The 25,382-nt window shown below is 72.4% G+C and carries 21 protein-coding genes; 9 read left to right on the top strand and 12 right to left on the bottom strand.

Annotated elements, in window-relative coordinates:
• The first annotated feature begins 117 nt into the window (after window positions 1-117).
• Entirely contained in the window at window positions 118-1,026 is a 909-nt protein-coding gene (locus tag ACYVJE_RS13155; protein ID WP_461144656.1) for a serine hydrolase, read from the top strand.
• Here ACYVJE_RS13155 and ACYVJE_RS13150 read toward each other — a convergent pair.
• The gene (locus ACYVJE_RS13150; protein ID WP_459159277.1) at window positions 1,005-2,633 is read right to left on the bottom strand and encodes an amidohydrolase; all 1,629 of its coding nucleotides are present in this window, start codon (window positions 2,631-2,633) and stop codon (window positions 1,005-1,007) included. The genes ACYVJE_RS13155 and ACYVJE_RS13150 overlap by 22 nt on opposite strands.
• Window positions 2,634-2,664: 31 nt before the next feature.
• A complete protein-coding gene (locus tag ACYVJE_RS13145; protein WP_459159278.1) occupies window positions 2,665-3,534 on the bottom strand; it encodes a hypothetical protein in 870 nt (289 codons plus the stop codon).
• A gap of 180 nt (window positions 3,535-3,714) precedes the next feature.
• Here ACYVJE_RS13145 and ACYVJE_RS13140 point away from each other — a divergent pair, with 180 nt between their 5' ends.
• Together ACYVJE_RS13140 and ACYVJE_RS13135 are read left to right on the top strand one after the other, a co-directional pair.
• A complete protein-coding gene (locus ACYVJE_RS13140) occupies window positions 3,715-4,695 on the top strand; it encodes an NAD-dependent epimerase/dehydratase family protein (protein WP_461144655.1) in 981 nt (326 codons plus the stop codon).
• 153 nt (window positions 4,696-4,848) lie between these two features.
• Window positions 4,849-6,231, top strand: coding sequence for an FAD-binding oxidoreductase (locus ACYVJE_RS13135; protein WP_461144654.1), 1,383 nt, complete (start codon window positions 4,849-4,851; stop codon window positions 6,229-6,231).
• Window positions 6,232-6,309: 78 nt separating this feature from the next.
• Here ACYVJE_RS13135 and ACYVJE_RS13130 read toward each other — a convergent pair whose 3' ends face one another.
• The 5 genes from ACYVJE_RS13130 to ACYVJE_RS13110 form a co-directional block, all read right to left on the bottom strand.
• Window positions 6,310-6,474 (bottom strand): hypothetical protein, encoded by a 165-nt coding sequence (locus ACYVJE_RS13130; RefSeq protein ID WP_459159280.1) that lies wholly within the window; start codon window positions 6,472-6,474, stop codon window positions 6,310-6,312.
• A gap of 148 nt (window positions 6,475-6,622) precedes the next feature.
• Window positions 6,623-7,063 carry a thioesterase family protein gene (locus ACYVJE_RS13125; protein ID WP_459159281.1) on the bottom strand — a complete coding sequence of 147 codons (441 nt, stop codon included), beginning with the start codon at window positions 7,061-7,063 and terminating at the stop codon, window positions 6,623-6,625.
• Window positions 7,060-8,040 (bottom strand): 3-hydroxyacyl-CoA dehydrogenase NAD-binding domain-containing protein, encoded by a 981-nt coding sequence (locus ACYVJE_RS13120; protein ID WP_461144653.1) that lies wholly within the window; start codon window positions 8,038-8,040, stop codon window positions 7,060-7,062. Before ACYVJE_RS13120 ends, ACYVJE_RS13125 begins: the two co-directional genes overlap by 4 nt.
• An 83-nt stretch (window positions 8,041-8,123) precedes the next feature.
• Entirely contained in the window at window positions 8,124-9,008 is an 885-nt protein-coding gene (locus ACYVJE_RS13115; protein WP_461144652.1) for a beta-keto acid cleavage family enzyme, read from the bottom strand.
• 128 nt (window positions 9,009-9,136) lie between these two features.
• Complete coding sequence (locus ACYVJE_RS13110) at window positions 9,137-9,997, bottom strand: TetR family transcriptional regulator C-terminal domain-containing protein (RefSeq protein ID WP_461144651.1); 861 nt, start codon at window positions 9,995-9,997, stop codon at window positions 9,137-9,139.
• Between the two features lie 260 nt (window positions 9,998-10,257).
• Here ACYVJE_RS13110 and ACYVJE_RS13105 point away from each other — a divergent pair, with 260 nt between their 5' ends.
• Together ACYVJE_RS13105 and ACYVJE_RS13100 are read left to right on the top strand one after the other, a co-directional pair.
• Window positions 10,258-11,925, top strand: a complete 1,668-nt coding sequence (locus tag ACYVJE_RS13105; protein ID WP_459159285.1) for a BCCT family transporter — start codon at window positions 10,258-10,260, stop codon at window positions 11,923-11,925.
• A 169-nt stretch (window positions 11,926-12,094) separates the two neighbouring features.
• Window positions 12,095-13,525 carry an MFS transporter gene (locus tag ACYVJE_RS13100; protein WP_461144650.1) on the top strand — a complete coding sequence of 477 codons (1,431 nt, stop codon included), beginning with the start codon at window positions 12,095-12,097 and terminating at the stop codon, window positions 13,523-13,525.
• Between the two features lie 17 nt (window positions 13,526-13,542).
• On the opposite strand, the gene ACYVJE_RS13095 is transcribed toward ACYVJE_RS13100, so the two are convergent.
• Window positions 13,543-14,982: an amino acid permease gene (locus tag ACYVJE_RS13095; RefSeq protein ID WP_461144649.1), complete on the bottom strand. Its 1,440-nt coding sequence runs from the start codon at window positions 14,980-14,982 to the stop codon at window positions 13,543-13,545.
• A 106-nt stretch (window positions 14,983-15,088) separates the two neighbouring features.
• Window positions 15,089-16,066, bottom strand: a complete 978-nt coding sequence (locus tag ACYVJE_RS13090) for a hypothetical protein (protein ID WP_461144648.1) — start codon at window positions 16,064-16,066, stop codon at window positions 15,089-15,091.
• 428 nt (window positions 16,067-16,494) lie between these two features.
• Between ACYVJE_RS13090 and ACYVJE_RS13085 the strand changes: the two genes are divergently transcribed.
• Window positions 16,495-16,992, top strand: coding sequence for a hypothetical protein (locus tag ACYVJE_RS13085; RefSeq protein ID WP_461144647.1), 498 nt, complete (start codon window positions 16,495-16,497; stop codon window positions 16,990-16,992).
• Window positions 16,993-17,222: 230 nt separating this feature from the next.
• Here the strand turns inward: ACYVJE_RS13085 and ACYVJE_RS13080 are convergent, their stop codons facing one another.
• The 3 genes from ACYVJE_RS13080 to ACYVJE_RS13070 form a co-directional block, all read right to left on the bottom strand.
• Window positions 17,223-19,343, bottom strand: a complete 2,121-nt coding sequence (locus ACYVJE_RS13080) for a catalase (protein ID WP_461144646.1) — start codon at window positions 19,341-19,343, stop codon at window positions 17,223-17,225.
• A 133-nt stretch (window positions 19,344-19,476) separates the two neighbouring features.
• A complete protein-coding gene (locus tag ACYVJE_RS13075; RefSeq protein ID WP_461144645.1) occupies window positions 19,477-19,965 on the bottom strand; it encodes a VTT domain-containing protein in 489 nt (162 codons plus the stop codon).
• 139 nt (window positions 19,966-20,104) lie between these two features.
• Window positions 20,105-20,854 (bottom strand): FadR/GntR family transcriptional regulator, encoded by a 750-nt coding sequence (locus ACYVJE_RS13070; RefSeq protein ID WP_461144644.1) that lies wholly within the window; start codon window positions 20,852-20,854, stop codon window positions 20,105-20,107.
• Between the two features lie 225 nt (window positions 20,855-21,079).
• Here ACYVJE_RS13070 and ACYVJE_RS13065 point away from each other — a divergent pair, with 225 nt between their 5' ends.
• From ACYVJE_RS13065 to ACYVJE_RS13055, 3 genes are read left to right on the top strand one after another with little or no spacing between them, the layout of a single operon-like run.
• Window positions 21,080-22,414, top strand: coding sequence for an SLC13 family permease (locus tag ACYVJE_RS13065; RefSeq protein ID WP_461144643.1), 1,335 nt, complete (start codon window positions 21,080-21,082; stop codon window positions 22,412-22,414).
• A gap of 24 nt (window positions 22,415-22,438) precedes the next feature.
• Window positions 22,439-23,881 carry an acyl-CoA synthetase gene (locus ACYVJE_RS13060; RefSeq protein ID WP_459159293.1) on the top strand — a complete coding sequence of 481 codons (1,443 nt, stop codon included), beginning with the start codon at window positions 22,439-22,441 and terminating at the stop codon, window positions 23,879-23,881.
• On the top strand, window positions 23,874-25,250 hold the full coding sequence (locus tag ACYVJE_RS13055) for a carboxyl transferase domain-containing protein (protein ID WP_461144642.1): 1,377 nt from the start codon (window positions 23,874-23,876) through the stop codon (window positions 25,248-25,250). The genes ACYVJE_RS13060 and ACYVJE_RS13055 overlap by 8 nt, the downstream gene beginning before the upstream one ends.
• The last annotated feature ends 132 nt before the right edge of the window (window positions 25,251-25,382 follow it).

Raw genomic sequence — 25,382 nt, 5'->3', positions numbered from 1 at the left:
CCGCGGGCGGGGCGCGGGCGCCGGCCGCGCGGGAACACCCACCACCGGGTGTCACTCGTTCGTGTAAAACACGTGCTCCCCGCGGCGCGTACGAGCAGTCGAGCATCGGAGTACGTCGTGACTTTCGCGGAAGCACTGGTGCGGCGGGCGCCGTGGCGGGAGTTCCCCGGCAGCCTCGCGTTGGCGGCCTGGCACCTGCACGAGCGCGAACCGGTGCTGGTGGACGCGCACCGGGCGGTGCACGCGGCCTCGACGATCAAAGTGCTGCCGCTGATCGCCGCGCTGCGCGCGGTCGAGCGCGGCGAGCTCGACCTGGCCGCCGACATGCCCGTGCCCACCGCGCGCGTCGGCGGTTCCGGCGTGCTCAAGGACCTCCGCTGCCGGCGGCTGCCGTTGGACGACCTGCTCACGCTCATGATCGCGATCAGCGACAACACGGCGGCCAACGCCGTGCTCGACCTCGTCGGCTTCACCGCCGTCGACGAGCTCGCCCGCGAACTCGGCTGCACCGGCACGCGCGTGCAGCGGCACCTGATGGCCACCGACGAACCGGGCGTGCTGGAAACGACCGCGCTCGACCAGGCGCGCGTGCTCGACCGCGTGGCCACCGGGGCGGCCCTCGGTCCGGAAGCCTCCCGCCACGCCCTGCGCACGCTGTCGCGCCAGCACGTGCGCGACCGGCTGCCCGCCGAGCTGCCGGAGCGCGCCCGCAGCTGGAACAAGACCGGCGAGATCGCCGGCCACCGCCACGACGTGGCCCTGCTCGGCGGGGAGGAACCCGAGTGCGTCGTGGCCGTGCTGACCGATCGGCTCGAGGACGAGCGCGCCGCGTGCGCGCACATCGCCGGGATCGGCAGCGCGGCCTTCGCCGCGCTGCCGCAGCCTCCTCCCCCCGCCGCGGTGGGGAACGCGGTGGCGGAGAGCGCGGCCGCAGCGGGGGACGCGGAGGCAGCGGGGGACGCGGAGGCAGCGGGGGACGCGGAGGCAGCGGGGGCCGGCACCGCTCAGCCGGTGCGGCGCTCGTAGACCACGCGGCCGTCCACCATGGTCAGATCCACCTGGCAGTCGGCGATGTGCGCGGCGTCGAGGGCGAACGGGTCGCGGTCGAGCACGACGAGATCGGCCGCCTTGCCGCGCTCGACCGTGCCGGTGCCGCCCTCCATGTGGTTGACCCAGGCGGTGCCGGCGGTGTGCGCGGCGAGCGCGTCGACCAGCTCCAGCCGCTGCTCCGGCAGGAACGGCTCCGCCTGCACGTCCGGGTCCGTGCGGTTCACCGCCACGTGCAGCGCGCGCAGCGGTTCCGCCTCGGACACCGGCCAGTCGCTGCCCGCGGCGAGCACCGCGCCGGCAGCGCGCAGCGACCGGAACGGGTACTGCCAGCGCGACCGCCGCGAGCCCAGGTGCGGCACGGTCAGCTCGGTCATCGCCGCGTCGTTGACCGCCCAGGCCTCCTGCACCGTCGCGGCCACCCCCAGCCCCCGGAACCGGGCCAGGTCGTCCGGGTGCACCACCTGCACGTGCGCGATCTGGTGCCGCGCCCCGGAGGCGCTGCCCTCGCGGGCCAGCGCGATCGCGTCCAGCACGTCGCGCACCGCCCGGTCGCCCACCGCGTGGAAGTGCAGCTGGAACTGCTCGGCGTCCAGCAGCGGCACGGCGCGCAGCAGCGTCTCCCGGGGGACGAAGGACATCCCCGTGTCCCGCTGCGCCAGGTACGGCTGCAGCATCGACGCGGTGAAGTTCTCGCACACACCGTCCTGCATGATCTTCACCGCGTCCGCGCGGAACCGCTCGCCGCGGGCGCGCTCGCGGCGGTCGCGCAGCTCGTCGATCTGCTCGGTGTCGCGCTGGCGGTCCCACCACAGCGCGCCGCGCACCTTCGCGGTCAGCAGTCCGCGGCGGTCGGCGGAGAGGTAGGTCTCCAGCGTGTCGCCGTAGCCCAGGTAGGCGCCGACGATCGCGTCGTGCCAGCCCACCACGCCCCGGGCCTGCAGGTAGCGCTGGCCCTCGACGAGCGCGGCGAGGTACTCCTCGGTGGAGGTCGTCGGCAGCGCGCGGGCGACCAACCGGGTCGCGCCCTCGTGCAGCGTCCCGCTGGGGCGGCCCTGCTCGTCGCGCTCCACCCGGCCGTCGGGGGGATCCGGCGTGTTGTGGTCGACCCCGGCCAGCCGCAACGCGGCCGTGTTCACCCACGCGCCGTGGTGGTCGCCGTTGACGAGGTACGCGGGCCGGTCCCCGGTGACCTCGTCGAGGGCTTCGCGCGTCGGTGTGCCGCCCGGGAAGTGCCCGGGGTCCCAACCGCCGCCGAGCAGCCAGTCCGGGTCGTGGGTGCGCAGGTAGTCGCGGATGCGGCGCAGCGCGTCCCGCGCGTCGGCGCTGTCGGTGAGATCGCAGCGCAGCCGCTGCAGCCCGCCGTAGATCGGGTGCGCGTGCCCGTCGAAGAACCCCGGGATGAGCAACCGGCCGCGCAGGTCGACGAGATCGGTGCCCGGACCGACGAGCTCGTCCACGGCGGTGCGCCCCAGCGCTGCGATGCGCCCGTCGCGCACCGCCACCGCGTCCGTCCAGGAGCGGGCGGCGTCCATGGTGGCCACAGGTCCACCGAGGAAGGCGACATCGGCGTGCGGGGAACGCATGCCGCTCATTGTCGCAGGTGATCGCTGGAGGTCACCGCGCTCGTTCGCCCGTGATCAGCGCCACCGCCTCCTCCCGCGCGGTCGGGTCGACCTCCGGCGGGCGGAAGCCGTTGCGGCGCGCGTGCTCGACCAGCTCCGGTTCCGGGGCCACGTCGTGCTCCCGCAGGTAGTACGGCGCCGCGGCGGGCCAAACCCACGTGCCGTCGGTGTGGAACGACAGCGGCACGACCGGGCCGCGCTCCGGCGCCAACCGGTCCGCGTCGGTGTCGCGGGCCGGGACGACCGCGGGGGCGCTGTCCAGGTAGTTCAGCAGCGGTTCGCGCTCGGCGGGGGGCACGGCGGGGTGCGCGGTGATCGGCCTGCCGGTCCCGTCGAAGACCTCGGCGGTGCGCAGCGCCGGGTGCGCGCCGGCGGAACCCCCGCCCGGCGCGCCGCCGCGCCGGGCCAGCCAGTCCGGTGTGGACTCGGCGGGGCGCGGGAACATGCGCAGCTCGTCGACGTAGGCCTGCGGCGGCGGGGGGTTCTGCCACTGCGGTTCGTGGTCGCCGTTGAAGTCGACCGCGTAGCTGCCGGGGCGCTGCAACCGGTACAGGGCGCTGACCCAGGTGCCCCGCTCGGGCTGGTACATGCCCTCGCGCAGGCGCACGAACAACCGCTTGACGTCCACCGGGGCCGCCAGCGGTACCTGCGTGCCGTTGGGCGCGACGAGCACGGCCGAGACCTCGTCGTGCACCCCGGCCGCGCGGTACTCGACGCGCGTCTCCTGCCAGCCCGGGGGGAGGGCGTGCACGACCAGCCGGCCGATCTCCTGGATCAGCCGCTGCTGCTCGGCCTGGTCCAGAGTGCCCGGTGTGTCGGACTGCGGTGCGTTCGGTTGCGCGAGCGATCCCGGTTGACTCATACCCTGCATCCTCCCAGCTCGAAGACGACCTCGGGAGCCGTTCCCGCCATTGCCGGCTCCCCGCGGTCGTGCGGCGGCACCGGCAGCCTAGAAGAGAGCGGCGCGGTGGAGTCCGCTCCGTCGACGTCCCGCCTCCGCGAGGCGCGCCGGAAGCGGACCGTTCGGGCATCGTCGGCGCGGGTGGTTATCCTGAACGCGGCGTTGCCAACACAAAGTGAGGTCGGTGTGCCGCTCCGTATTCTTCTGGCCGGTGCGACCGGAGTCGTGGGGTCTGCGCTCGTCCCGCTGCTGCGAAAACGCGACCACCAGGTCACCGCGCTGATCCGGGACCGGGACGAGCACGTGGAGGGCGCCGACGAGTTCGTCATCGCCGACGCGACCGCCCCGGACGACCTGCGCGCCGCCGTCCTCGGCGCTCGTCCGGACGTGGTCGTCGATCTCCTCAGCGACTGCGGCAGCAGCGAGCCGGCCGAGCGCGCGCGCCGCACCGCGCGGCTGCGCGGCACCGGCAGCCTGACCCTGGCGCAGGCCGCGATCGCGGCGGGGGCCCGCCGGATCATCACGCACGGCCTCACCGCGACCTACCGGCCCGAGGGCCACGACGTGCTCGACGAGGAGTCGCCGCTGTGGACCGACGCGCCCGACGAGTGGGGCGACATGGTCAGCGCCGTGGCCGATGTGGAGAACGCGGTGCTGACCAGCCCGGACATCGAGGGCGTGGTGCTGCGCTTCGGCGCGCTGTACGGCCCCGGCACCGGGTTCGCACCCGAGGGCGCCCAGTACGAGCAGGTGCGCGGCAGCGAGCTGCCGCTCATCGAGGGCGGCATCGGCATGACCTCGTTCACCCACGTGGAGGACGCCGCCGGGGCGGTCGTCGAGGTGCTCGCCGGGGTGGACCCGGGCACGTACAACGTCGTGGACAACGAACCCGCGGAGTCGGGCGAGTGGCTGCCCGCCTACGCGCGCATGATCGGCGCGCCGGAGCCGGTGGTGCTCAGCCGGGAGCAGGCGGACGCGCAGCTGTCCTGGTGGACCGTGCACCAGCTCTCCGAGCAGCGCGGCGCCAGCAACTTCCGCCTGCGGGAGACCGCGGGCTGGCGGCCGACGTGGCCGAGCTGGCGGGAGGGGTTCGCGTCGATGTTCGGGCTCTGGCCCGGTTAGCAGGAGTTCGCCAGGGCGGTGCGGCCGAGCGGGTGCCTCGTGTTGACCGGTTCGCGGTCCTCGGCACTAGGATGCCGACACGATCAGGTGACGGATGCGGCGCACGGCCACCCGTCACGAGCAGCGCCCGGTGAACGGGAGGGGTGCGGCCACGTGGTCACCGCTGATGTGTCCGAGCTGCGCGATCGCGTCGGTGCCGAGGCGGTCACCACCGACCCCGATGTGCTCGACGCTGCCAGCAGGGACCGCGCGACGTTCTGCCCAGCGGGTACGCCCGCGGCGCTGGTGCGCCCGCGCAGCACCGCCGATGTCGCCGCCGCGGTGCGCTGGGCCCGCGAGAACCGGGTCCCGGTCGTGCCGCAGGGTGCGCGCTCCGGCCTGTCCGGCGCGGCGAACGCCGTCGACGACTGCTTGCTGCTGTCGCTGGAGAAGATGGACGGCATCGTCGAGATCGACGCCGAGGAGCAGGTGGCGGCGGTCCAACCCGGCGTGATCAACGGTGACCTCGCGGCGGCGGCGGGCCGGCACGGCCTGTACTACCCGCCGGACCCGGGTTCGAAGTCGCTGTCCACGATCGGCGGCAACGTGGCCACCAACGCCGGCGGGATGTGCTGCGTCAAGTACGGCGTGACCGGGGACTTCGTGCGCGGCCTCGAGGTCGTGCTCAGCGACGGGCGCACAACCCGGACCGGCAGGCGCACCGCCAAGGGCGTCGCCGGCTACGACCTGACGCAGCTGCTGGTGGGCTCCGAGGGCACGCTCGGCGTGGTGACCGAGGTGACGCTGGCGCTGCGCCCGGCCGCGGCGCAGCCGCTGACCGCGGTCGCGTTCTTCCCGACGGTGCAGGACGCCTGCCGCACCGTGACCGGCTTCCTCGCCACCGGGCACCGGCCCTCGGTGCTGGAGTTCATGGACCGTCCCACGGTGCGGGCGGTGCAGCAGATCGCCGATCTCGGGTTCCCCGAGGAGATGGCGGCGATGCTGCTGGTGCAGTCCGACCGGGGCGAGCAGGCGCCGGGGGAGCTGGCCGAGTTCGACCGCGTGGCGCGCAAGCACGCGGCCTCGGAGGTCGTCGTCGCCGACGACCCGGCCGAGGGGGAGATGCTCATGCGCGCCCGCCGCCTCGTCGGCGACGCGCACGAGCTGCTGGGATCGCTGCTCATCGACGACGTGTGCGTGCCGCGCAGGCACCTGGTGGACCTCGTCAGCGGATTGCACGCCATCGCCGCCGAGCAGGACGTGCGGGTGCTGTGCGCCGGGCACGCCGGTGACGGGAACATGCACCCGGTCGTGGCCTTCGACGGGGAGGACGCGGCCGAGGCGGTTCGGGCGCAGCGCGCTTTCGACGCGATCATGGAGCTGGGGCTGCGCCTGGGCGGGACCATCACCGGCGAGCACGGGGTGGGCCACCTCAAGCGCCGCTGGCTGGCCGAGGAGCTGGACGAGGCGGGGCTGGACGCCCAGCGCGGGATCAAGCGGGCGCTCGATCCCGATGGGATCCTGAACCCGGGCCGCGTGCTGCCCGAGGTCCCCTGATCAAGCGCGCGCCGGGCGGGAAGTTCCTCCCAGCTACCCCCGTCCACCCGCCCTCAACAGCCAACCCGCGGACTCCGCTCAGTAGTCGTAGTCGTCCTCGGCGGGGATGGTCCGCGCCTGGTCCGCCATGTCGGCGGCGTCCACGTCGTCGGGCACGTTGCCGGGGGTGTCCTCGTCGTCGAAGAACAGCTGTTCCTCGCGGGCCTGCTCAGCGGCGTCGGCCTCGGGGGTCTCCGGGTTCATCAGCTCTCCTCTCGCTGACGGGTTCTGCCGTCACGGTAGCGAACGGCGGCGCCGCGGAGGCGATCTACGCCCGTCCGGGTGAAGCCGGGGGTCGAACATTTCGCGCGAAATGCTCAACCCCCGGCCGGGCCGAGGGCGCGAGCCGGGGTCAGCTGATCGCGCGCCCCGCGTAGTCGGGCAGCGGTTCGACGTGCCGCGCGAGCTCCTCGGCGATCCCGTCGGGGAACGGTGCCGCCCTGCCCGCTGTGCTGTCCACGTGCACGAGCATGGCCTCCTGGGTGGCCCGGAGCTGCTCGCCGGCGTGCATCTCGTGGCACACGCGCAGCTTCTTCCCACCGGCCTCGACGACGCGGCTGGTCACGACCAGGTCCGAGTCCGGCGGGACCTCCCGCAGGAAGCGCACGTGCGCCTCCACCGTGTAGACCGAGCAGCCGGTGCGCTCGCGGTAGTCGGCGTCGAAGCCGAGCTGCTCCAGCACGTTGTCGCTGGCGTGCCCGAACACGACGCCGTAGTACCCCTCGGTCAGGTGGCCGTTGTAGTCGATCCACTCGGGACGGACCTGCTGGTGCAGCGGTGCCAGTCGGGTCATGCGGCGTCCTCCTGCTCGCCCTGCTGTCCGCGGACCTGCCCGATCGCGCGCATGACGGCGATCACCGCGCGGTCGCGCTCGGCCACCATCTCAGGGATGCTGCGCTCGTCGGAAGCCTCGGCGCAGCCCGAGACCATGCGCTCGCGCAGCTCCGAGGTGAGCTCCGGTGCCTGCAGCCTGGTCCACGGGGACTGCAGCGAGGGGCCGAAGTGGTCGAGCATGTGCGCCATCCCGCCCTCGCCGCCGGCCAGGTGGAAGGTCAGGCACGGCCCGAACAGGGGCCAGCGCAGGCCGGGGCCCTCGGTGATCGACCGATCGATCTGCTCCACGGTGGCTTCGCCGTTGGCCACCATGTGCAGCGCCTCCCGCCAGATCGCCTCCTGCAGGCGGTTGGCGATGAAGCCGGGGACCTCGCGGTCCATGGTGATCACGGACTTGCCGGCGCTCTCGAAGAAGCGGCCGGCCCAGTCGACGGCCCACTGCTCGGTGCGCTCACCACCCACCACCTCGACGAGCGGGATGAGGTACGGGGGGTTGAACGGGTGCCCGACGACGAGCCGCTCGGGGTGGGGGCTGTCCGGCTGCATCTCGGTCATGCCGTAGCCCGAGGTGGACGAGGAGACGACGACACCGGCCGGGGTGGCGGCGTCGATGCGGGCCAGCAGGTCCCGCTTGACCTCGAGGTCCTCCGGGGCGCTCTCCTGGACGAATTCCGCCTCGGCGACGGCTTGCTCCAATGTGGACGCCACGGTCAGGTTCTTCCGCGAGGCGCCCGGGGACAGGCCGAGCTCGGTCAGCGCGGGCCAGGCCGCGTCGACGAGCCGGGTGAGCTTGGCCTCGGCGTCGGGGGCCGGGTCCCACGCGGTCACGTGGTAGCCGCGGGCGAGGAAGTGGGCGACCCAGCCGCCGCCGATGACACCGGCGCCGATGCAGGCGACCCGGCGCACCGCCTCCGCGGCGGGAGTGTTGTCGGACACGTGCTTTCCTTTCGATGAGAACGGGTGGGGGAGAGCCCGTTCCGGGACCCCGCTCGCAGCGGAGGGGGTTCCGGACCGGGTTCTCAAGCGCGCGGCAGGCCGAGCTTGGTGCGCGCCTCGTCGGGGGTGGCGATCTTGCCGCCCATGCCCTCGATGATCGTCACCGCGCGCTCGACGAGCTGGGCGTTGGTGGCCTTGACCCCCTTGCTCAGGTAGAGGTTGTCCTCCAGGCCGACGCGGACGTTGCCGCCCAGCGCCGCGGTGAGACCCACCCAGGGAAGCTGGTTGCGGCCGATGCCGAAGCTCGCCCAGTTCGCCCCCGCCGGCATCATGCCCACCATGGACTGCAGCACGGCCGGGTCCGCCGGGGCGCCGTACGGGATGCCCATGCACAGCTGGAACAGCGCCGGGTCGTCGATGAGGCCTTCCTCGATGAGCCGGGTGGCGAACCACATCTGGCCGGTGTCGAAGATCTCGAGCTCCGGCTTGACGCCGAGCTCCTGGATGCGGCGGGCACCCGCGCGGAGCATGTCCGGAGTGGAGATGTAGAGCTGGCTGCCTTCGCCGAAGTTGAGCGAACCGCAGTCCATCGTGCAGATGTCCGGCAGCAGCTCCGCCACGTGCGGCAGCCGGTCGAGACCGTTGACCAGGTCGGTTCCGTCCACCGGCTTGAGCGGGTCCTCCTGGTCGATGACGAGGTCACCGCCCATGCCGGCGGTGAGGTTGATGACCACGTCGACGCCGGTCTCCTTGATGCGGCGCACGACCTCGCGGTACAGCGCGGTCTCGCGCGAGCCCGCCCCGGTGTCCACATCGCGCACGTGGATGTGCACCACCGAGGCACCGGCGTTGGCCGCGTCGACCGCGGAGGTGGCGATCTGCTCCGGCGTGACGGGGACGTGCTCGCTCCTCTTCGTCGTGTCTCCGGCGCCGGTGAGCGCTGCTGTCAGGATGACGGGGTTGTCCACGGTGGACCTCCTTGGATACGACGGCACCTGCCGACCGGATCGGTGAGGCGGTCGGTTCGTGCTGCGGTGGTGGGTTGTCGTGTGGTTTCGCCCGGATGGCGGGGCGTTGGGCCGGTCGGCGGGCGGTGTCAGTGCCGCACGACGTCGCGCTCGACGAAATCGCGCAGCAGCTCGCGCATGCCGTCCACCGAGCGGCCGGGGCGGCCGGTCATCACCTGGATGCCCAGGCCGTCGACGAGAGCTGCCAGAGCGGCGGTGAGCGCGTCGGCGTCCCGCTCGACGAACACGCCCTGCTGCTGCCCCTCCCGGATGGTCCGCGCGATGGTGTCGTGCCACCGCGCGTACGAGTCGCTGTGCAGGACCTGCAGGTTCGGGTTGAGCGAGCTCTCGTTCCAGACCTGCAGCCAGATGGACCACTCCTGCCGGAGCAGCCCCGGGGTGGGCAGCTGCAGCTCGACCAGGCGCAGCAGCCGCTCGTGCGCGTCGGCGATGGCGTGCAGCTCCGCGACCTGCCGGTCGAAGGCCAGCCGCACCGCGTAGCGCAACGTCGCGGTGAGCAGGTCGTCCCGGCCGGGGAAGTGGTAGTGGATCGTCGCCGAGGAGGTTCCGCACGCGCGCGCCACGTCGGACACGCGCACCGCGTGGAAGCCCCGCTCGGCGATCAGCGTCCACGCCGCGTCGAGGATCTGCTGGTAGCGCCCGGCTTCGGCGGAGCCCTCGAGGGATCCGTCCACCCTGGCCGTGCGCTGCGGGATCGCCGCGACGGTTTCGACGTCGTCGGCGCCGTTGATCAGCCAGTTGACCGTGACGTCACCGACCTCGGCGATCTGCTTGAGCTCGGTGGCGGTGAACCGCCGGGTGCCCGCGAGGGACTTCGACAACTTCGTCGGGTCGAGTCCGACTTCGCCGGCGAAGGCCCGCTGGCTGCCGGGGTAGGTCCGCAAGACCTCCCGGACGCGATGACGCAGTTCGGCTGTCGTGTCCTGCACAGTGGAAGACCGTAGCAGGGGCATTGCGATTATCGCAATACCGGTGCAGACTCATGGGATACCTGACCGGCTGCCGCCGCGATATCGAAGCAGGAAACGTCCTGGTGTGATGGATTCTGCTTCCGTGTTGACCGATTCCGCGCGGCAGATCCACGGTCTGGTGCGATTCAACGACTGATTCATCAGTCGACTCGCAACGCCGGACCGGCGGCGGAGCGAGCCCGCCCCTGCGGGACCGTCCCGCAGGGGAGACCTGGGAGGTGCTCGAAGCCATCGGTATCGCGACCGGAGAGATCCGGATCGACAGACAGGTTTTCTGGTTCGCGCTGATATTGGTCGCGATCGTCTGCGTACCCGTGATGATCGCGCCGGAGCGCGGCATGGCCGCCCTGGACGCCGTGCTGAGCTTCCTCGGCGGGCAGTTCGGGTGGCTGTACCTCCTGGCGGCGGCCGCCCTGGCCGGACTGCTGGCCTGCCTGGCCTTCAGCCGCTTCGGCCGGGTGAAGTTCGGCGACGCCGCGGACAGGCCCGACCACTCGCTCGTCGCGTGGCTCGGCATGATCTTCACCGCCGCCATCGGCGGCGGCATCATGTACTGGGGCATCATCGAGTGGGCCTACTACTACAACGACCCCCCGCGGCAGATGGATCCGCACAGCGTCGAAGCGGCGCACTGGGCGGCGACCTACCCGCTGTTCCACTGGGGTCCGACCGCGTGGGCGCTGTTCTGCCTGCCCGCGCTGGCCCTGTCGTACCTCTACCACGTGCGCAAGCGGCCGACGCTGCGGCTGAGCGAAGCCTGCCGCGGAGTCCTCGGCGACCGCGTCGACGGCTGGCTCGGCAAAGTCATCGACGTGCTGTTCATCTTCGGGTTGATCGGTGCCGCCGGTACCTCGCTGGGACTCGAGGTTCCGGTCATATCCGAAGGTGCTTCCACCATCTTCCCGGTGGACAAGGGCATCGGGCTGGACATCGGGGTGATCGCCGTCTGGACGCTGCTGTTCGGTTGCAGCGTCTACTTCGGACTGCAGCGCGGTCTGAAGCGCCTGGCCAACGCCAACCTCGGCATCGCCGGCGTGTTCGCGCTGTTCCTGCTCGTCGCCGGGCCCACCGTGTTCATGATCGACACGGCGACCAACAGCCTCGGCATCCTGCTGAACAACTTCCTCGAGATGAGCTTCTACACCGACCCCGTCGGCGGCTCCGGGTTCGAGGAGGACTGGACGATCTTCTACTGGGGCTGGTGGATCTCCTACGCCCCGTTCGTCGGCCTGTTCGTGGCCAAGATCTCCAAGGGGCGGACGATCCGCGGCATGATCGCGGCGATGTGCTTCGGCGGCAGCGCCGGGTGCTGGCTGTCGTTCATGCTCATGGGCAACACCGGCCTGTTCTACGAGGTCCGCGACGTGCTGCCGGTGGCGGGCATCGTCGCGCAGCAGGGCGACACCGCGGGCATCGTGGCGACGCTGCTCGCGATGCCGTGGGGCGGCGTCGCGCTCGGCCTGTTCCTCGTGCTGCTGATGGTGTTCCTGGCCACGACGCTGGACTCCTCGGCCTACACCATGGCCGCCGCGGCGACGCGGCACCTGCCGCGCGACGCCGACCCGGCGCGCTGGCACCGCGTGTTCTGGGCGGTCGTGCTCTCCGGTGTGTCCGTGGCGCTGATGTACGCCGGCGGGTTGGACGCGCTGCAGACCCTGTCGATCATCACAGCGTTCCCGCTGATCTTCGTGCTGGCCATCGTCGCCGTCTCCTTCTGGCGGGCCCTGGTCGCCGATGAGCGCGCGGGCGTGCTGGACACCACACCGCCGCGGGGGCGCGGCGCCGGGACCGCGAGCGGGACCGGCGCGGAGGCCGCCACCGGCGCCGCGACCGGCGAGGCCGCCCCGGAAACCCCGGACACCGCGGAGCGCGCGGCCGTGCGCTGAGGCGCAGCTGCTCCCCGCGGCAGCGCCGCCGCGGGGAGCAGCGCGGTGCACCACCGCTCCTGCCCAGCACATGCGGGCGGGCAGGCGGCGCACCCCGTGTTCGCGTGTTCCAACCGTCGGGGCGATCCTGGGTGCCGGGTGTGCGGATTGACCGAAAGGGGACCCCGGGATGCAGCTCGGCAGGACGAGCGAGACCGCCGCGACGGAGCGGAACCGCTGGCCGGTGCTCGTGCTCTGCCTGGCGGCCGGCTTCATGACCCTGCTGGACGTGAGCATCGTGAACGTGGCGCTGCCGTCCATCCAGCAGGGCCTCGACGCCCCGGCCAGCGCCCTGTCCTGGGTGGTGTCCGGCTACGCGCTGACGTTCGGGCTCGTGCTCGTCCCCGCGGGCCGCATCGGCGACGACCACGGGCGCGGCCGCATGTTCCTGCTCGCCCTCGCGCTGTTCACCCTCGCCAGCGCTGCTGCCGGCTTCGCGCAGAGCGGCCTGTGGCTGGTGCTCGCGCGCCTGGCCCAGGGCGCTGCCGGCGGCATCCTCAACCCGCAGGTGCTCGGGCTGATGCAGCAGATGTTCCACGGGCGCGAGCGCGGCAAGGCCTTCGGCCTGTTCGGCGCCGTCATCGGCGTGTCCACCGCGATCGGCCCGATGCTCGGCGGGCTCATCATCGAGCTCGCCGGGGCGGAGAACGGGTGGCGCTGGATCTTCTTCGTCAACCTGCCCATCGGCGCGCTCGCCCTGCTCTACGGACTGCGGGTGCTGCCGCGCGACCGCCCGCAGGCGGGCGGGAACTCGCTGGACCTCGTCGGCGTGGCGCTGCTCGGCGCCGGGCTCGTGTGCCTGTTGCTGCCGCTGGTCGAGCTGGAGAGCGGGACGTGGTACCTGCTCGTGGTCGCGCCGGTGCTGCTGGCCGCGTTCGTCGCCTGGGAGCAGCGCTACCGGTCGGCGGGCAACGCACCGCTGGTCGACCTGCGGCTGCTGCGGATCCGCAGCTACGCCTTCGGGACGCTGCTGGCGCTGCTGTACTTCGCCGGGTTCACCGGGATCTTCTTCGTGCTCGCCGTGTACCTGCAGCGCGGCCTGGACTACACGGCGCTGCAGGCGGGGCTGTCGCTCACCCCGTTCGCCGTGGGCTCCGCGGTCTCCTCGGTCGTCGGCGGGCGCCTGGTCGCGCGGTTCGGGCGCCGCCTCGTCGCGGTCGGCCTGTGCGCGGCGCTGCTGGGGCTGCTCGTCACCGACGTGGTGCTGGCCGCCGCCCCCGGACCGTGGGCCGGGGGAGCCGTCGCGCTGCCGCTGCTGCTGGCGGGGGCGGGCAGCGGCCTGGTGATCTCGCCGAACCAGACGGTCACGCTCAGCGAGATCGACCCGGAGTCCGGCGGCACGGCCGCCGGGGTGCAGCAGACCGGCCAGCGCATCGGATCCTCCCTGGGGATCGCCGCGGCCTCCGGGGTGTTCTTCCACGCCCTGGCCGCGGGCGGCTACACCACGGCGATCACGCACGGGCTGTGGGTGTCGGTGGTGTTCGTCGCCGCGGCGCTGGTCGTCGCCGCGGTCGACCTCGTCAAGGGCAGCCGGGCGAGCGCGCAGCCGCACGCCCGGTAGCGCCCGCCCGGTGATCCTCACGAACGCCGGCCCAGCCGGGCGTGGCGGTAGCCGTACGCCAGGTACAGCACGAGGCCGAGCACCAGCCACGCGGCGAAGCGGATCCAGGTCAGCACGTCCAGGTTCACCATGAGGTACAGGCACGCCAGCGCGGTCGCGATCGGCAGCAGGGGCGACAGCGGTACGCGCACCGGACGTTCCATGCCCGGTTTCGTCCGCCGCAGCACCGGCACCGCCAGGGCGACGATGAGCATCCCGGAGAGCGCGCCGATGCTGACCATGTCGGCCAGCTCGGAGATCGGCACGAAACCCGCCAGCAGCATGATCAGCGCGGTCCCGCCGATGGTGACGCGGTGCGGTGTGCCCCACCGGCCGTGCACCCGCGCCAGCGGCCGCGGGAGCAGGCCGTCGCGTGCCATGGCGAAGCCGATGCGACCGATGGTGACCAGCTGGACCAGCATCACCGAGGTCAGCCCGGTCACCGCGCCGAGCGCGATCACCGCCGCCATCCAGGGCTGGCCCACGGTGTGGAACGCGGCCGCCAGCGGCGCGCCCTCGTCGATGCGGCGGTAGTCCACCATCGCGGTCAGCACCAGCGCCACCCCGATGTACAGCGCCGTGCACAGCGCCAGGCTGCCGAGCAGGCCCACGGGGAGGTCGCGGCGCGGGTGGCGGGTCTCCTCGCCGAGGTTGGCGAGCGCTTCGAAGCCGGTGTAGGCGAAGAACACGACCGCCGCGGCGGTGAGCACCCCGCCGAGGCCGTACATCGTCTGCCCGATGCCCAGCGCGGCTTCGACGAGCGGCTGGCCCAGCACCGTGGTCGTCTCCGGTGCCGGTTGGGACGGCGGGACGAACGGAGTCAGGTTGGCGGTGCGGACGAAGAACAGCCCCGCGGCGACGAGGAGCACGCACACGGCGACCTTGATGACCACGAGCGCGTTCGTCGCCCACGAGGACTGCCGGATGCCCGTGACGACCACGGTCGCCAGCACGGCGAGGATCGCGACGGCGCCGAGGTTGATCGCCGCGTCCTCGCCGAACCACTGCTGCGGCAGGTGCAGCAGGCTGGCCACGTAGGCCGACCAGCTGCGGGAGACCACCGCGGCACCGAGCGCGAACTCGAGCAGCAGGTCCCAACCGATGATCCAGGCGAAGATCTCGCCGAGCGCGGCGTAGGCGTAGGTGTAGGCGCTGCCCGCGGTCGGCACGGACGAGGCGAGTTCGGCGTAGCACAGCGCTGCGAGGGCGGCCACGACCCCGCCGATGAGGAAGGACAGCACCACGGCGGGACCGGCGTGCTGCTTCGCCTCCACGCCGGTGAGCGTGAAGATGCCCGTGCCCACGATGATGCCGACCCCGAAGCCGACGAGGTCGCGCCCGCGCAGGCGGCGGGCCAGCGTGCCGGTGCGGGTGCGTTCCAGGACGTCCTCGACCGGGAGCGTGCGCAGCAGATCCACGCCGGAACCGTAGATCACGCGGGCAAGGCGCGCAGGGGGCGCGGCGGCGATGCGCTTCCGGGCGGCTGTGCGCCGTGGAGCGCTCGGCGGCGCTGAGCGCGGTCCGCTAGATCCGGGTGACCGGCCCCGAGGTGTCGAACGCGCCGGTGAGCACGCTGAACTCGATGTCCTCGTCGAGGACGACGTTGCGGGCGCGCAGCCCGGAGACGGCGCCGGTCTCGTCGAACGGGACGTCGCGGCGGCAGAGCACGGTCTCCGGGAAGGCGTCGAGCCTGAACCGCAGTTCGATCACGGTGTCCAGGCCGGTGCCGTGCACGATCATTTGCGGTTCGCGCGCTCCGTGTTCAGCCGCAGCGTCCAGGTTCCCGAGGGCGAAGTCGAGGTATTCGCCGAGTTCGCGGCGCACGGCGAGGTCATCGCGTTGGCGGGGCCAGCACAGGTGCGCGATGTCGGGGTTCGGCACCTGGGCGGTGGCCAGGCCGTGCTCAGCTGCGGCGAGAAGCTGGATGTCGCAGTCCGGGTGGAACGGCCACGGCCTCTTGTTCGCCCGCTGCACGCAGATCGCCGCCACGTTGTCGAGGACGGCTTGCGAGCGGATCTCCGCCGGGGCGGGGAAGTCGACCCGCTCGCTCGCGTGGAAGGCCTCGGAGTGCCAGGCCACGCCGGTCAGGTGAATGCGGAAGGTCCAGTCCTGCTGGAACTCCTCGATGGTGTGGGGCTCCTCCGTGTGCCGCAGGTGCCTGTCCCTGCGGTTCTGCGGCGGCACCTCGGCGACTTCGCCGACCGTGGGCGAGAGCTGGCCGTCGGAGGCGACGTCGATGGCGACGGTGGCGAGCGGTGCTCTCGGCGCGCTCGGTGCGCTCAGTGACGTCGGCCAGTCGCGCACGAACGCGCGGTCCTCGCCCGCAGCGATCGTGCGCGTCTTCGTAGTCACCGGGGTCGTCTGCTCCGCCCAGGAGGTCACGTCGAGGACCTCGCCTGAAGGGGACAGGGACATCGCGACCGGTTGCACCTCGTCGACCGCGACGAAGCACGAGCCGACCGCGCGGACGAACCCGGGGCGGAAAGGTCGTTCTGCAGCCATTCACCACCCCACAAGCCGTTCAACGCCTCATGGGGCTGAGCAAGACCTGCGCTGCTGATCGGCGCCACATGCCGAGCTGCCCCGCAGGGCCGTGGTCTTGCTTCTCCCTGAGTTGCACTGCTACCGCTGTTCCAGCATTCCAGGCGGAGAGAGCACGTCGACACCACGTGCCCGACCGGCCGACGTGCTCGGGGAAGCACGCCGGCCGGTCGGAAGGCTCGGCAACTCCGATCCTGGTCACGGACGCTCGCCCGTGGCGATCTGTCCGCGGGTGGCGTGGAGTCGGAGTTCCCGGGCGACCTCGTCGAGGCCGTGTGCGAGCGCGATGCATTCATCGTCGGAGACCTCCCCGCGAGGTAGACGGAATGCCACGCTGTCCAGATCCCACTGCGCTGTCCGCAGAACCACGGCCAAGCGAGCACTCGGGGATGGCCAACGTTGGCGACCCGAGGGATGCGGCGCTTCTCGCTCGTTCAGCCATCAAAGGGAACGAGTGCGCCCCTCCGGTAACCCGTGCGCTGCTATTGGAGCGGGTCGCGTGGGCGCGTGCTCGTTCGCAGGACATTGAGGGAACGCGCCGGGCCCTGGATGCGGTCGACGACGCGTACGAGCAGCGCTCGGAGGATGCCGAGGAACCGGAGTGGGTGTACTGGCTCGACCGCAAAGAGATCGACGTCATGGCCGGGCGCTGCATGATCGAACTCGGTGACCCGGTACGGGCCGAGCCTCTGCTGTCGAACGCCATCGCGGCCTACGCACCGGAGCACGCCCGTGAGGTCGCCTTGTACGAGACGTGGCTCGCGGAGTCGTACGCACGGGCCGGGGTGTTCGACGCGGCACGTCGCGCCCTCGACGAAGCGCGCAACCGCGGGGTGAATTCCGCCCGGGTGGACCTTCGGATCGCCGAGGTCGAGGCGCTGGTGTAGGCGGGGAGCCGTTCCAGCGAGGGCAGCGGAAGACTGTTCGCCAAGCAGTGGAAGTCGGTGCACCCGAGTGCCTGCGCCGCGGAAACCGTGTACTTCATCGGCGAGGGCGGTGTTCGAGCTTGGGTGCAGTCGGTACAGCCGGAGGTCCAGTGGATCGGCCCCTTCCCCGCTGGTGAGGAAGGGACCGATCCGTTCCGCAGATCCCCTTGCGGAACTCGGTGAGCCTCCGCTCAGCCCGGCACGGGCTCGGTGTTGCGGTCCCACACGCGGTGGCGGGTGAGCGCACCGGTGAGCTCCTCGGTGAACTGCTCCGGCAGGCTCCCGCCGGTGTCGGACGCGGTGACCGCGCCCTGGTCGACGACCACGCCGTCGCCGCCGGTCTGCGCCGTGCGCACGGTGTCCACGGTGGCCTGCCGCAGCAGCGAGACGCCCGCGCCGCTGGCGGCCACCGGCTTGTGGTGCCGGTACGCCTCGGCGAGGAAGTGCACCGCGTAACCGTCGCCGGACAGCGTCCGCACGCTCTCCTCGCCGCCGGGCACGAACACCGCGTCGTAGATGACCGAGGCCGTCGTGCGCATGCCGTGGTCCACCGCCACCTCGTCGCCGTCGTCGCCGCGCAGCGTGCCCTCGCGCGGGGCGAGCACGTCGACGTGCGCGCCCTGGCCGGTCAGCCGCTCCCGGACCGCGGCCACCTCGCCCGCCGAGACGCCGTCCGCGGCCAGCACCGCGACCTGCCGCGTGGCGACCGTGTCCATGACCGTGTTCGCCTGGCTCAGCGCGGGTGAGCTGCGGCCGTGGTTCGCCGCGGCCGCATCGGACGGCGGGGTCACCCCGATGCCCTCGGCGACCGCGACGGCGAGCTCGTGGTCGACGTGGTTGATCCGCTCCACGGCGTTCTCGCGGACGTGCCACCGGTTCACCTTGCCGAGCTCGAACCGGAAGGCGTCGATGATGTGCTGCTTCTCCCAGGTGGACATGCTGTTCCAGAACAGCGTGGCCTGCGAGTAGTGGTCCTGGAAGCTCTCGCTGCGCTTGCGGATCTTGTGGCCCTCGACCTTCTCCTGGTAGTGGGAGAACACGTCCGCACCGGCGCCGGAGACGACCGGGCACCCGCCCGCGATGGTGTTCTTCGAGTAGGAGACCGGACCCTTGTGGATCCGCTGCTGGCCGTAGCCCTCGCGCTGGTTCGTGGACACGTCGACCACCGGCCGGTTGACGGGAAGCTGCGCGAAGTTCGGCCCGCCCAGCCGGATCAGCTGGGTGTCCAGGTAGGAGAAGTTGCGCGCCTGCAGCAGCGGGTCGTTGGTGAAGTCGATGCCGGGCACGACGTTGGCCGTGTGGAAGGCGATCTGCTCGGTCTCCGCGAAGAAGTTGTCCGGGTTGCGGTCGAGCGTCATGCGGCCGACCGGGCGCACCGGCACCTCCTCCTCCGGGATGATCTTCGTGGGGTCGAGCAGGTCGTAGTCGAACTTGAACTCGTCCTGCTCGTCGACGAGCTGCACCCCGAGCTCCCACTCCGGGTACTCGCCGGCCTCGATCGCGTTCCAGAGGTCGCGGCGGTTGTAGTCGATGTCCTTGCCCGCGATCTTCTGGCACTCGTCCCAGACCAGCGAGTGCGTGCCGAGCACCGGCTTCCAGTGGAACTTCACGAACGTGCCCTTGCCCTCGGTGTTGACCAGCCGGAAGGTGTGCACGCCGAAGCCCTGCATCATGCGGTAGCTGCGGGGGATGGCCCGGTCCGACATCAGCCACATGATCATGTGCATCGTCTCGGGCTGCTGCCCGACGAAGTCCCACAGCGTGTCGTGCGCGGATGCCGCCTGCGGCATCTCGGAGTCCGGTTCCGGTTTCACCGCGTGCACGAAGTCCGGGAACTTGATCCCGTCCTGGATGAAGAACACCGGCATGTTGTTGGCGACCAGGTCGTAGTTGCCCTGGCTCGTGTAGAACTTGGTGGCGAACCCGCGCACGTCCCGGACGGTGTCGGCCGAGCCGCGGGATCCCGCCACTGTGGAGAACCGGACGAACAGCGGTGTGCGCTCGTTCGGGTCGGTGAGGAACCTGGCCGCCGTGTAGTCCGAGAGCCATCCGTCGTAGGGCTGGAAGTGCCCGTAGGCCCCCGCTCCGCGCGCGTGCACCACCCGCTCGGGGATGCGCTCGTGGTCGAAGTGCATGACCTTCTCGCGGAAGTGGAAGTCCTCGAGCAGCGAGGGACCGCGCTCGCCGGCGGTGAGCGTGTCGTCCGTGTGGTCGACGCGCACCCCCTGCTGCGTGGTCAGGTGGGTGTCCTGCGGATCCTTGCGGTCCCCGTCGAGCTGGCGGTGTTTCTCATCGTGCGAGTCGTCTGCCATTGCCGACCCCTTCGCGCGGTGTACGGTTGCGCTCTCCGCGCGGAGGGGTTTCCCGCTGCTGCGATCGTTATTCCTCCCGCGCCTCACCAGAACGGCGCCATCACCCGAACAGAGTCCCCGTCCGAAAGCGCCGTCACCCGAACACGGGCAGTTCGGAGAACACCTCCGGAGCCGCGGCCACGAGCAGGAAGTGCCCGGAGCGGCCGAGCAGGCTCGCGCCGAGGAACGCCACCAGCGGCAGCCGCGCCGCGCCGGACAGCAGGCACATCACCGAGTACGGCGGCAGCCCGGGGACGGCGCTGATCATCAGCACGCCGGTGCCCCACCAGGGCTGCTGCCGGGTGCGCTGCTGGAACCAGTCGAACCAGGCCGACCAGCGCCCCCGGCGCCGACGCTGCACCCGCCGGCTGAGCCGCGTGCCGAGGGTGACGCTGCCGCGACCGGCGAAGTACAGCAGGCTCTTGCCCGCGACCTGGCCGACCGCCGCGGCCAGCGCGAGCGGCCACCAGCTCACCCCGTCCACCGTCGAGAGCACGCCGACGAGGTAGAGCTCGATGTTGACCAGGGGGAACACGCTGCCGAGCGCGGCCGTGCCCGCGGTGGTCAGCAACCACCCCAGCATCACGCGACCAGCCGCGGCGGCCGGGCGGGTGAGCGGTGCATCGGCTGAACTCCCAGGGGTCGGTGACCTGCGCGCGTGCTGGAAGCCTACTGGCCGCGCCGGTCCCGCCCGGAGGTGGAAGGCCGCGGTGTGGCCGCGGCTACTCCGGGTCGCCCGCCTGCTCCGGGTCGCCCGCCTCCGACGCGTCCGACTGCTCCGGGTCCCACTCCAGCAGCCGGACGCGGCTGACGGTGCGCAGGTGGCGCCGCATCGCGGTGGCGGCCGCGCGCGCCTGCTGCGCGCGGATGGCTTCGGCGATGCGCTCGTGCTGGGCGAGTGAGCGCTGCGGGCGGTCGGGTTGGCGCAGCGACTCCGCGCGGCTCTCGGCGATGTCGTCGTCGAGCCGCCGCATGAACTCGGCCAGCAGGTCGCTGTGCGCGGCGGCGGTGACCGCGGCGTGGAACCGCCGGTCGCCGTCGAGGCCGAAGTCGCCCTCCTCGATCTCGGTGCGCATCCTGCCCAGCGCCGCGTCGATCGCGACCAGGTCGTCCGCGGAGCGCCGCTGCGCGGCGAGCTCGGCGAGCTTCGTCTCCAGCGCCTCCCGCGCGTCGAGGACGTCGGGCAGGCGGCGCTGGCGGTCCAGCAGTTCGTCCACGGGTTCGGTCTCGACGGTGTCGCGGCGCAGGTAGGTGCCGCCGCCGTGCCGCACCTCGACGACGCCCTGGACCTCCAGGGCCGCGATCGCCTGGCGCACCGAGGCGCGGCTGACGCCGAAGCGGTCGGACAGCTCGCGCTCGGAGGGCAGCCGGTCTCCCGCGCGCAGCCCGGCCGCGGTGACGTGCTCGCGCAGGCGCGCGACCACCTGCTCGTACAGCCGCGTGCGCGCCAGCGGGCGGAAGGCCTCGGACACCGCTACTCCTCGACACCGCGGGGCTGCCGGTGCGGCGGCAGCACGGCGCCACCGACCGCAGCGAGGTTCACTGGATGAACCAGTTCTACCACGTGCGCTTGACGGGATCGCGCGTCACCGGGAGAGTGGTCCAACCAGTGATCCAGAACACCCGGTGATGCGCAACCGGTGATGCGCACCACTCCGGGTTGCCCACAGCGTCCCAGGTCTGCAGCGGGAGGGGCAGTGTCGCCCGAAATCATCTCCATCCTCGCGCTCGTCGCCTGCTTCGTGGTGGCGACGACCATCTCGGTGAACATGGGCGTGGTCGCCTTCACCGCCGCGTTCCTCGTCGGCCGGTTCGTCGCGGGGTTCGACGACGAGACGATCTTCGCCGGCTTCCCCGGCGACATCTTCCTCGTGCTGGTCGGCGTGACGTACCTGTTCGCGATCGCCCGGGCCAACGGCACGACCGACTGGCTGGTGAGCTGGTCGGTCCGCCTCGTCGGGGGCCGCGTGGCGGCCGTCCCCTGGGTGATGTTCGGCGTCGCCGCCGTGCTGACCGCGATCGGGGCGGCCAGCCCGGCCGCCTGCGCGATCATCGCGCCGATCGCGCTGAACTTCGCCTTCAAGCACGGCATCAACCCGCTGCTGATGGGGGCGATGGTCGTGCACGGCACGCAGGCCGGTGGCTTCTCGCCGATCAGCGTTTTCGGGGTCATCGTCAACGGGGTCGTGGAGGGCAACGACCTGCCGGGCAGCCCGCTGCTGCTGTTCGTGAGCAGCCTCGTGCTCAACCTCGCGATCGCGGTGTTCGCCTACGTCGCCTTCGGCGGGATGCGCCTGCTGCGCGCCGAGCGGCCGGCCGCCGCGCTCTCCGGCGGGGGCAGTGCCGGCGGGGGAGGCGCCGGAGGCGACGCGCCCGGTGCCGCCACGCGCACCGGCTCCGGCGAGCAGGCCGCGGGGGAGCTCGAGGAGCTGCCGCTGACCCTGGAGCGCCTGGGCACGTTGCTCGGCCTGGCCGTGCTCGTGATCGGCACCCTGGTGTTCGGCCTCGACGTGGGCTTCGCCGCGATCACCGTGGGCCTGGTGCTCACCCTGCTGTGGCCGCGTTCGGCGAAGAACGCCCCGAGCGAGGTCAACTGGTCCACCGTGCTGCTCATCTGCGGCGTGCTCACCTACGTCGGCGTGCTGCAGGAGATGGGCACGATCGACTACACCGGCCAGGCGGTCGCCGCGATCGGCCTCCCCCTGGTGGGGGCGCTGCTGCTGTGCTACATCGGCGGCATCGTGTCCGCGTTCGCCTCCTCGACCGGGATCATGGGGGCGTTGATCCCGCTGGCGATCCCGTTCCTGGAGCAGGGCGCGGTCGCCCCGATCGGCATGGTCGTGGCGCTGGCGCTGGCGTCCACGGTGGTCGACGTCTCCCCGTTCTCGACGAACGGGGCGATCGTGCTGGCCAACGCCAAGGGTGTGGATCGGGACCGGTTCTTCCGGCAGCTGCTGATCTACGGTGCGACCATCACCGCCCTGGGCCCGGCCCTGGTGTGGCTGGTGTTCGTGGTTCCCGGGCTGGTGTGACGAGCGAGCGACGTGGAGGTGGTCATGGACAGCACGCCCGTGCTGTTTCCGAAGTTGCACGAACCCGACGACGCCGAGGCGGTGCGGTTCGCCGAGGGGGCGCTGACCTACCGCGAACTCGCCGGCGCGGCCGGCGCCGTCGCCGAGGGGATCGGCGCGGCACGCCGGGTGGCGGTCTGGGCCGAACCCACGCTGCACACCTGCGTGGCCGCCCTCGGCGGACTGCTCGCCGGTGCGGCGGTCGTGCCGGTCAACCCGAAGGTGGGCACCCGCGAGCTCGAGCACATCGTCGGGGACAGCGAACCCGAGGTGCTGCTGGCGCAGCCCGGGTTCGCCGCCCCCGAGGCGCTGGCCGGCATCCCGCGGCACGAGGTCGACCCGCGCGCCGAGTCCTGGGTCGAGCGGCCCGAACCGGACGGGGAGGCGCCCGCGCTCATCGTCTACACCTCCGGCACCACGGGGGCGCCGAAGGGCGTCGTGCTGCCGCGGCGCGCCGTCCGGGCGAACCTGGACGCGCTCGCCGAGGCGTGGCAGTGGACCGAGCGCGACGTGCTCGCCCACGCGCTGCCGCTGTTCCACGTGCACGGGCTGATCCTCGGCACGCTCGGTCCGGTCCGGATCGGCGGCGCGGTGCACCACCTGGGCAGGTTCGACGCCGAGCGGATGGCCGAGGAGCTGTCCGGGCCGGCGACGATGATGTTCGGCGTGCCGACGATGTATCGCAGGCTGGCGCAGGCGGCCGAGGAGCGGCCGTGGATCGGCGAAGCCGTCGGGCGGGCCCGGTTGCTGGTCTCCGGATCGGCACCGCTGCCGGCCACCGAGCACGAGCGGATCGAGCGGCTCACCGGCCAGCGCGTCGTCGAGCGCTACGGGATGAGCGAGACGATCATGAACGCCGGTGTCCGCGCCGACGGCGACCGCCGCGCCGGCTACGTCGGCAGGCCCTTCGCCGGTGTCGAGATCGAGCTCGTCGACGAGGACGGCGCCGCGATCGGCGACAGCGACGACGCGACGGTCGGCGAGATCCTCGTGCGCGGGTCGAACCTGTTCACCGAGTACCTCAACCGGCCGGACGCGACGGCGGAGGCCTTCGCCGACGGCTGGTTCCGCACCGGTGACATGGCCACCCGCGCCGCCGACGGCTACCTCCGCATCGTCGGGCGCAAGGCCACCGACATCATCAAGAGCGGCGGATACAAGATCGGCGCCGGCGAGATCGAGAACGCCCTGCTCGAGCACCCGGACGTCGCCGAGGTCGCGGTGACCGGTGAGACCGACCCGGACCTGGGCGAGCGCATCGTGGCCTGGGTGGTCGCCGGCGAGCGGCAGCCGGCCGAGGACGAGCTGGCCGAGCACGTGGCGCGGCTGCTCACGCCGCACAAGCGCCCGCGCGCGGTGCGGTTCGTGGCGGAACTGCCCCGCAACGAGATGGGCAAGGTGCAGAAGAAGGCGTTGATGCATGGCTGAGGACGCTGCGCGCTCCGCTACCGACGACCTGATCGCCGCCGTGTGCCGGGGGTTCGAGGAGTTCCCCGCTCCGTCCGGGACCGGTGCGGAGGACCCGCTGGGCTGGCCGGGCTATCCGGAGCAGCGCGACCGCGCGGCCGAACGCACCGGGCACGAGGAGTCGGTCCGCTGCGGGCGGGGGCGCTTCGGGGCGCGGGAAGCGGTGCTCGTGGCGTTCGACTTCGCCTTCCTCGGCGGTTCCGTGGGGGCCGGTGCCGGGGCGCGCATCGTCGACGCGTTCGACCGGGCGCGCCAGCTGCGGCTGCCGGTGGTCACCCTGCTGGCATCCGGCGGGAGCCGGATGCAGGAGGGGATCGTCGCGCTGGGCCAGCTGCAGCACATCGCGCACGCCTGCCTGCGGGCGCGGCGCGACCGGATCCCGCACGTCGCGGTGCTGCGGCACCCGACCACGGGCGGGATGTGGGCCTCGCTGGCGGCCTCGGCCGATGTGGTGCTGGCCTCGCCGGGTGCGCTCGTCGCCTTCGGCGGCAGCCGTGTGCGCGGCGATGCCGGCGGCCCCGGCAGCGACCCCGGTGGCAGCGGTGGAGGAGACGCGTCGTTCACCGCGGAGGGCAAGCTCGCCGCCGGGCAGGTGGACCAGGTCGTCGCCGAGGCGGACCTGCCGGAGGTGCTGCGGCAGTGCGTGCACCTGCTGCACCCGAGCGCGGTGCCGGGCCGGCCGGAGCCGGCGGAGCTGCCCGCCGCGCTGGGCCGCGCGGATCCGCCGGAGACCGGGTGGGAGGCGGTCGTCCGCGCCCGAGCGGACGACCGCCCCCGCGCCGGTGACTACCTCCGGGCCCACTTCGACGCCCGGCTGGAGCTCGGCGGCGACCGGGCCGGTGGGAGGGACCACGGCATGCGCTGTGGCATCGGTGAGCGCGGCGGCCGGGTGGTCGCCTACGCGGCGCAGACGGGGACGGCCAACACCCCGGCCGGGTTCCGGGCGGCCGCGCGCCTGGTCCGGCTCGCCGACCGGTTGGGATTGCCGGTGCTCACGCTCGTGGACACACCCGGTGCGGCCAACGACGCCGCTGCCGAGGACGCCGGGATCGGGCCGGCGATCGCGGAGGCGTTCACCGCGGTCGCCGAGGCGCGGGTGCCGGTGACCAGCCTCGTCGTCGGGGAGGGCGGTTCCGGTGGGGCGCTGGCGCTGTGCGCGCCCGGGAGCACGTGGATCGCGCCGGAGGCGTACTTCGCGGTGATCGCGCCGGAGTCGGCGGCGCGCATCCTCAAGCAGCCCGCCGAGGAGGTGGGCGAGCTGGCCGGGTGGATGCGGCTGCGCCCGCAGGACCTCGCCGAGCTCGGCTTCGCCCGGGTGCACGACGTCTGAGCTCCGGCCCTCCCCGGCCGCGACCACTCCTGGTGATCAATGCCACCTGATGAGGGGCTGGCATGTTCCTTCTGACGGATTAGACTCAGGTTCGCCTGACGAAGGTTAGGCTAGCCTGACCAAGAAGGAAGC

It is taken from the genome of Salinifilum aidingensis (assembly GCF_054782015.1).
Note: the sequence above shows the minus strand (reverse complement) of the source record. Positions and strands in the feature narration are given on the sequence as shown.

What these genes read in the sequence shown, in the direction of transcription:
- ACYVJE_RS13060 (WP_459159293.1), top strand. Translation starts at nt 22,439, where the DNA reads ATGGACAGCACGCCCGTGCTGTTTCCGAAGTTGCACGAACCCGACGAC.
- ACYVJE_RS13090 (WP_461144648.1), bottom strand. Translation starts at nt 16,066, where the DNA reads ATGGCTGCAGAACGACCTTTCCGCCCCGGGTTCGTCCGCGCGGTCGGC.
- ACYVJE_RS13075 (WP_461144645.1), bottom strand. Translation starts at nt 19,965, where the DNA reads ATGCTGGGGTGGTTGCTGACCACCGCGGGCACGGCCGCGCTCGGCAGC.
- ACYVJE_RS13145 (WP_459159278.1), bottom strand. Translation starts at nt 3,534, where the DNA reads ATGAGTCAACCGGGATCGCTCGCGCAACCGAACGCACCGCAGTCCGAC.
- ACYVJE_RS13055 (WP_461144642.1), top strand. Translation starts at nt 23,874, where the DNA reads ATGGCTGAGGACGCTGCGCGCTCCGCTACCGACGACCTGATCGCCGCC.
- ACYVJE_RS13100 (WP_461144650.1), top strand. Translation starts at nt 12,095, where the DNA reads ATGCAGCTCGGCAGGACGAGCGAGACCGCCGCGACGGAGCGGAACCGC.
- ACYVJE_RS13085 (WP_461144647.1), top strand. Translation starts at nt 16,495, where the DNA reads ATGGCCAACGTTGGCGACCCGAGGGATGCGGCGCTTCTCGCTCGTTCA.
- ACYVJE_RS13150 (WP_459159277.1), bottom strand. Translation starts at nt 2,633, where the DNA reads ATGCGTTCCCCGCACGCCGATGTCGCCTTCCTCGGTGGACCTGTGGCC.
- ACYVJE_RS13080 (WP_461144646.1), bottom strand. Translation starts at nt 19,343, where the DNA reads ATGGCAGACGACTCGCACGATGAGAAACACCGCCAGCTCGACGGGGAC.
- ACYVJE_RS13125 (WP_459159281.1), bottom strand. Translation starts at nt 7,063, where the DNA reads ATGACCCGACTGGCACCGCTGCACCAGCAGGTCCGTCCCGAGTGGATC.
- ACYVJE_RS13130 (WP_459159280.1), bottom strand. Translation starts at nt 6,474, where the DNA reads ATGAACCCGGAGACCCCCGAGGCCGACGCCGCTGAGCAGGCCCGCGAG.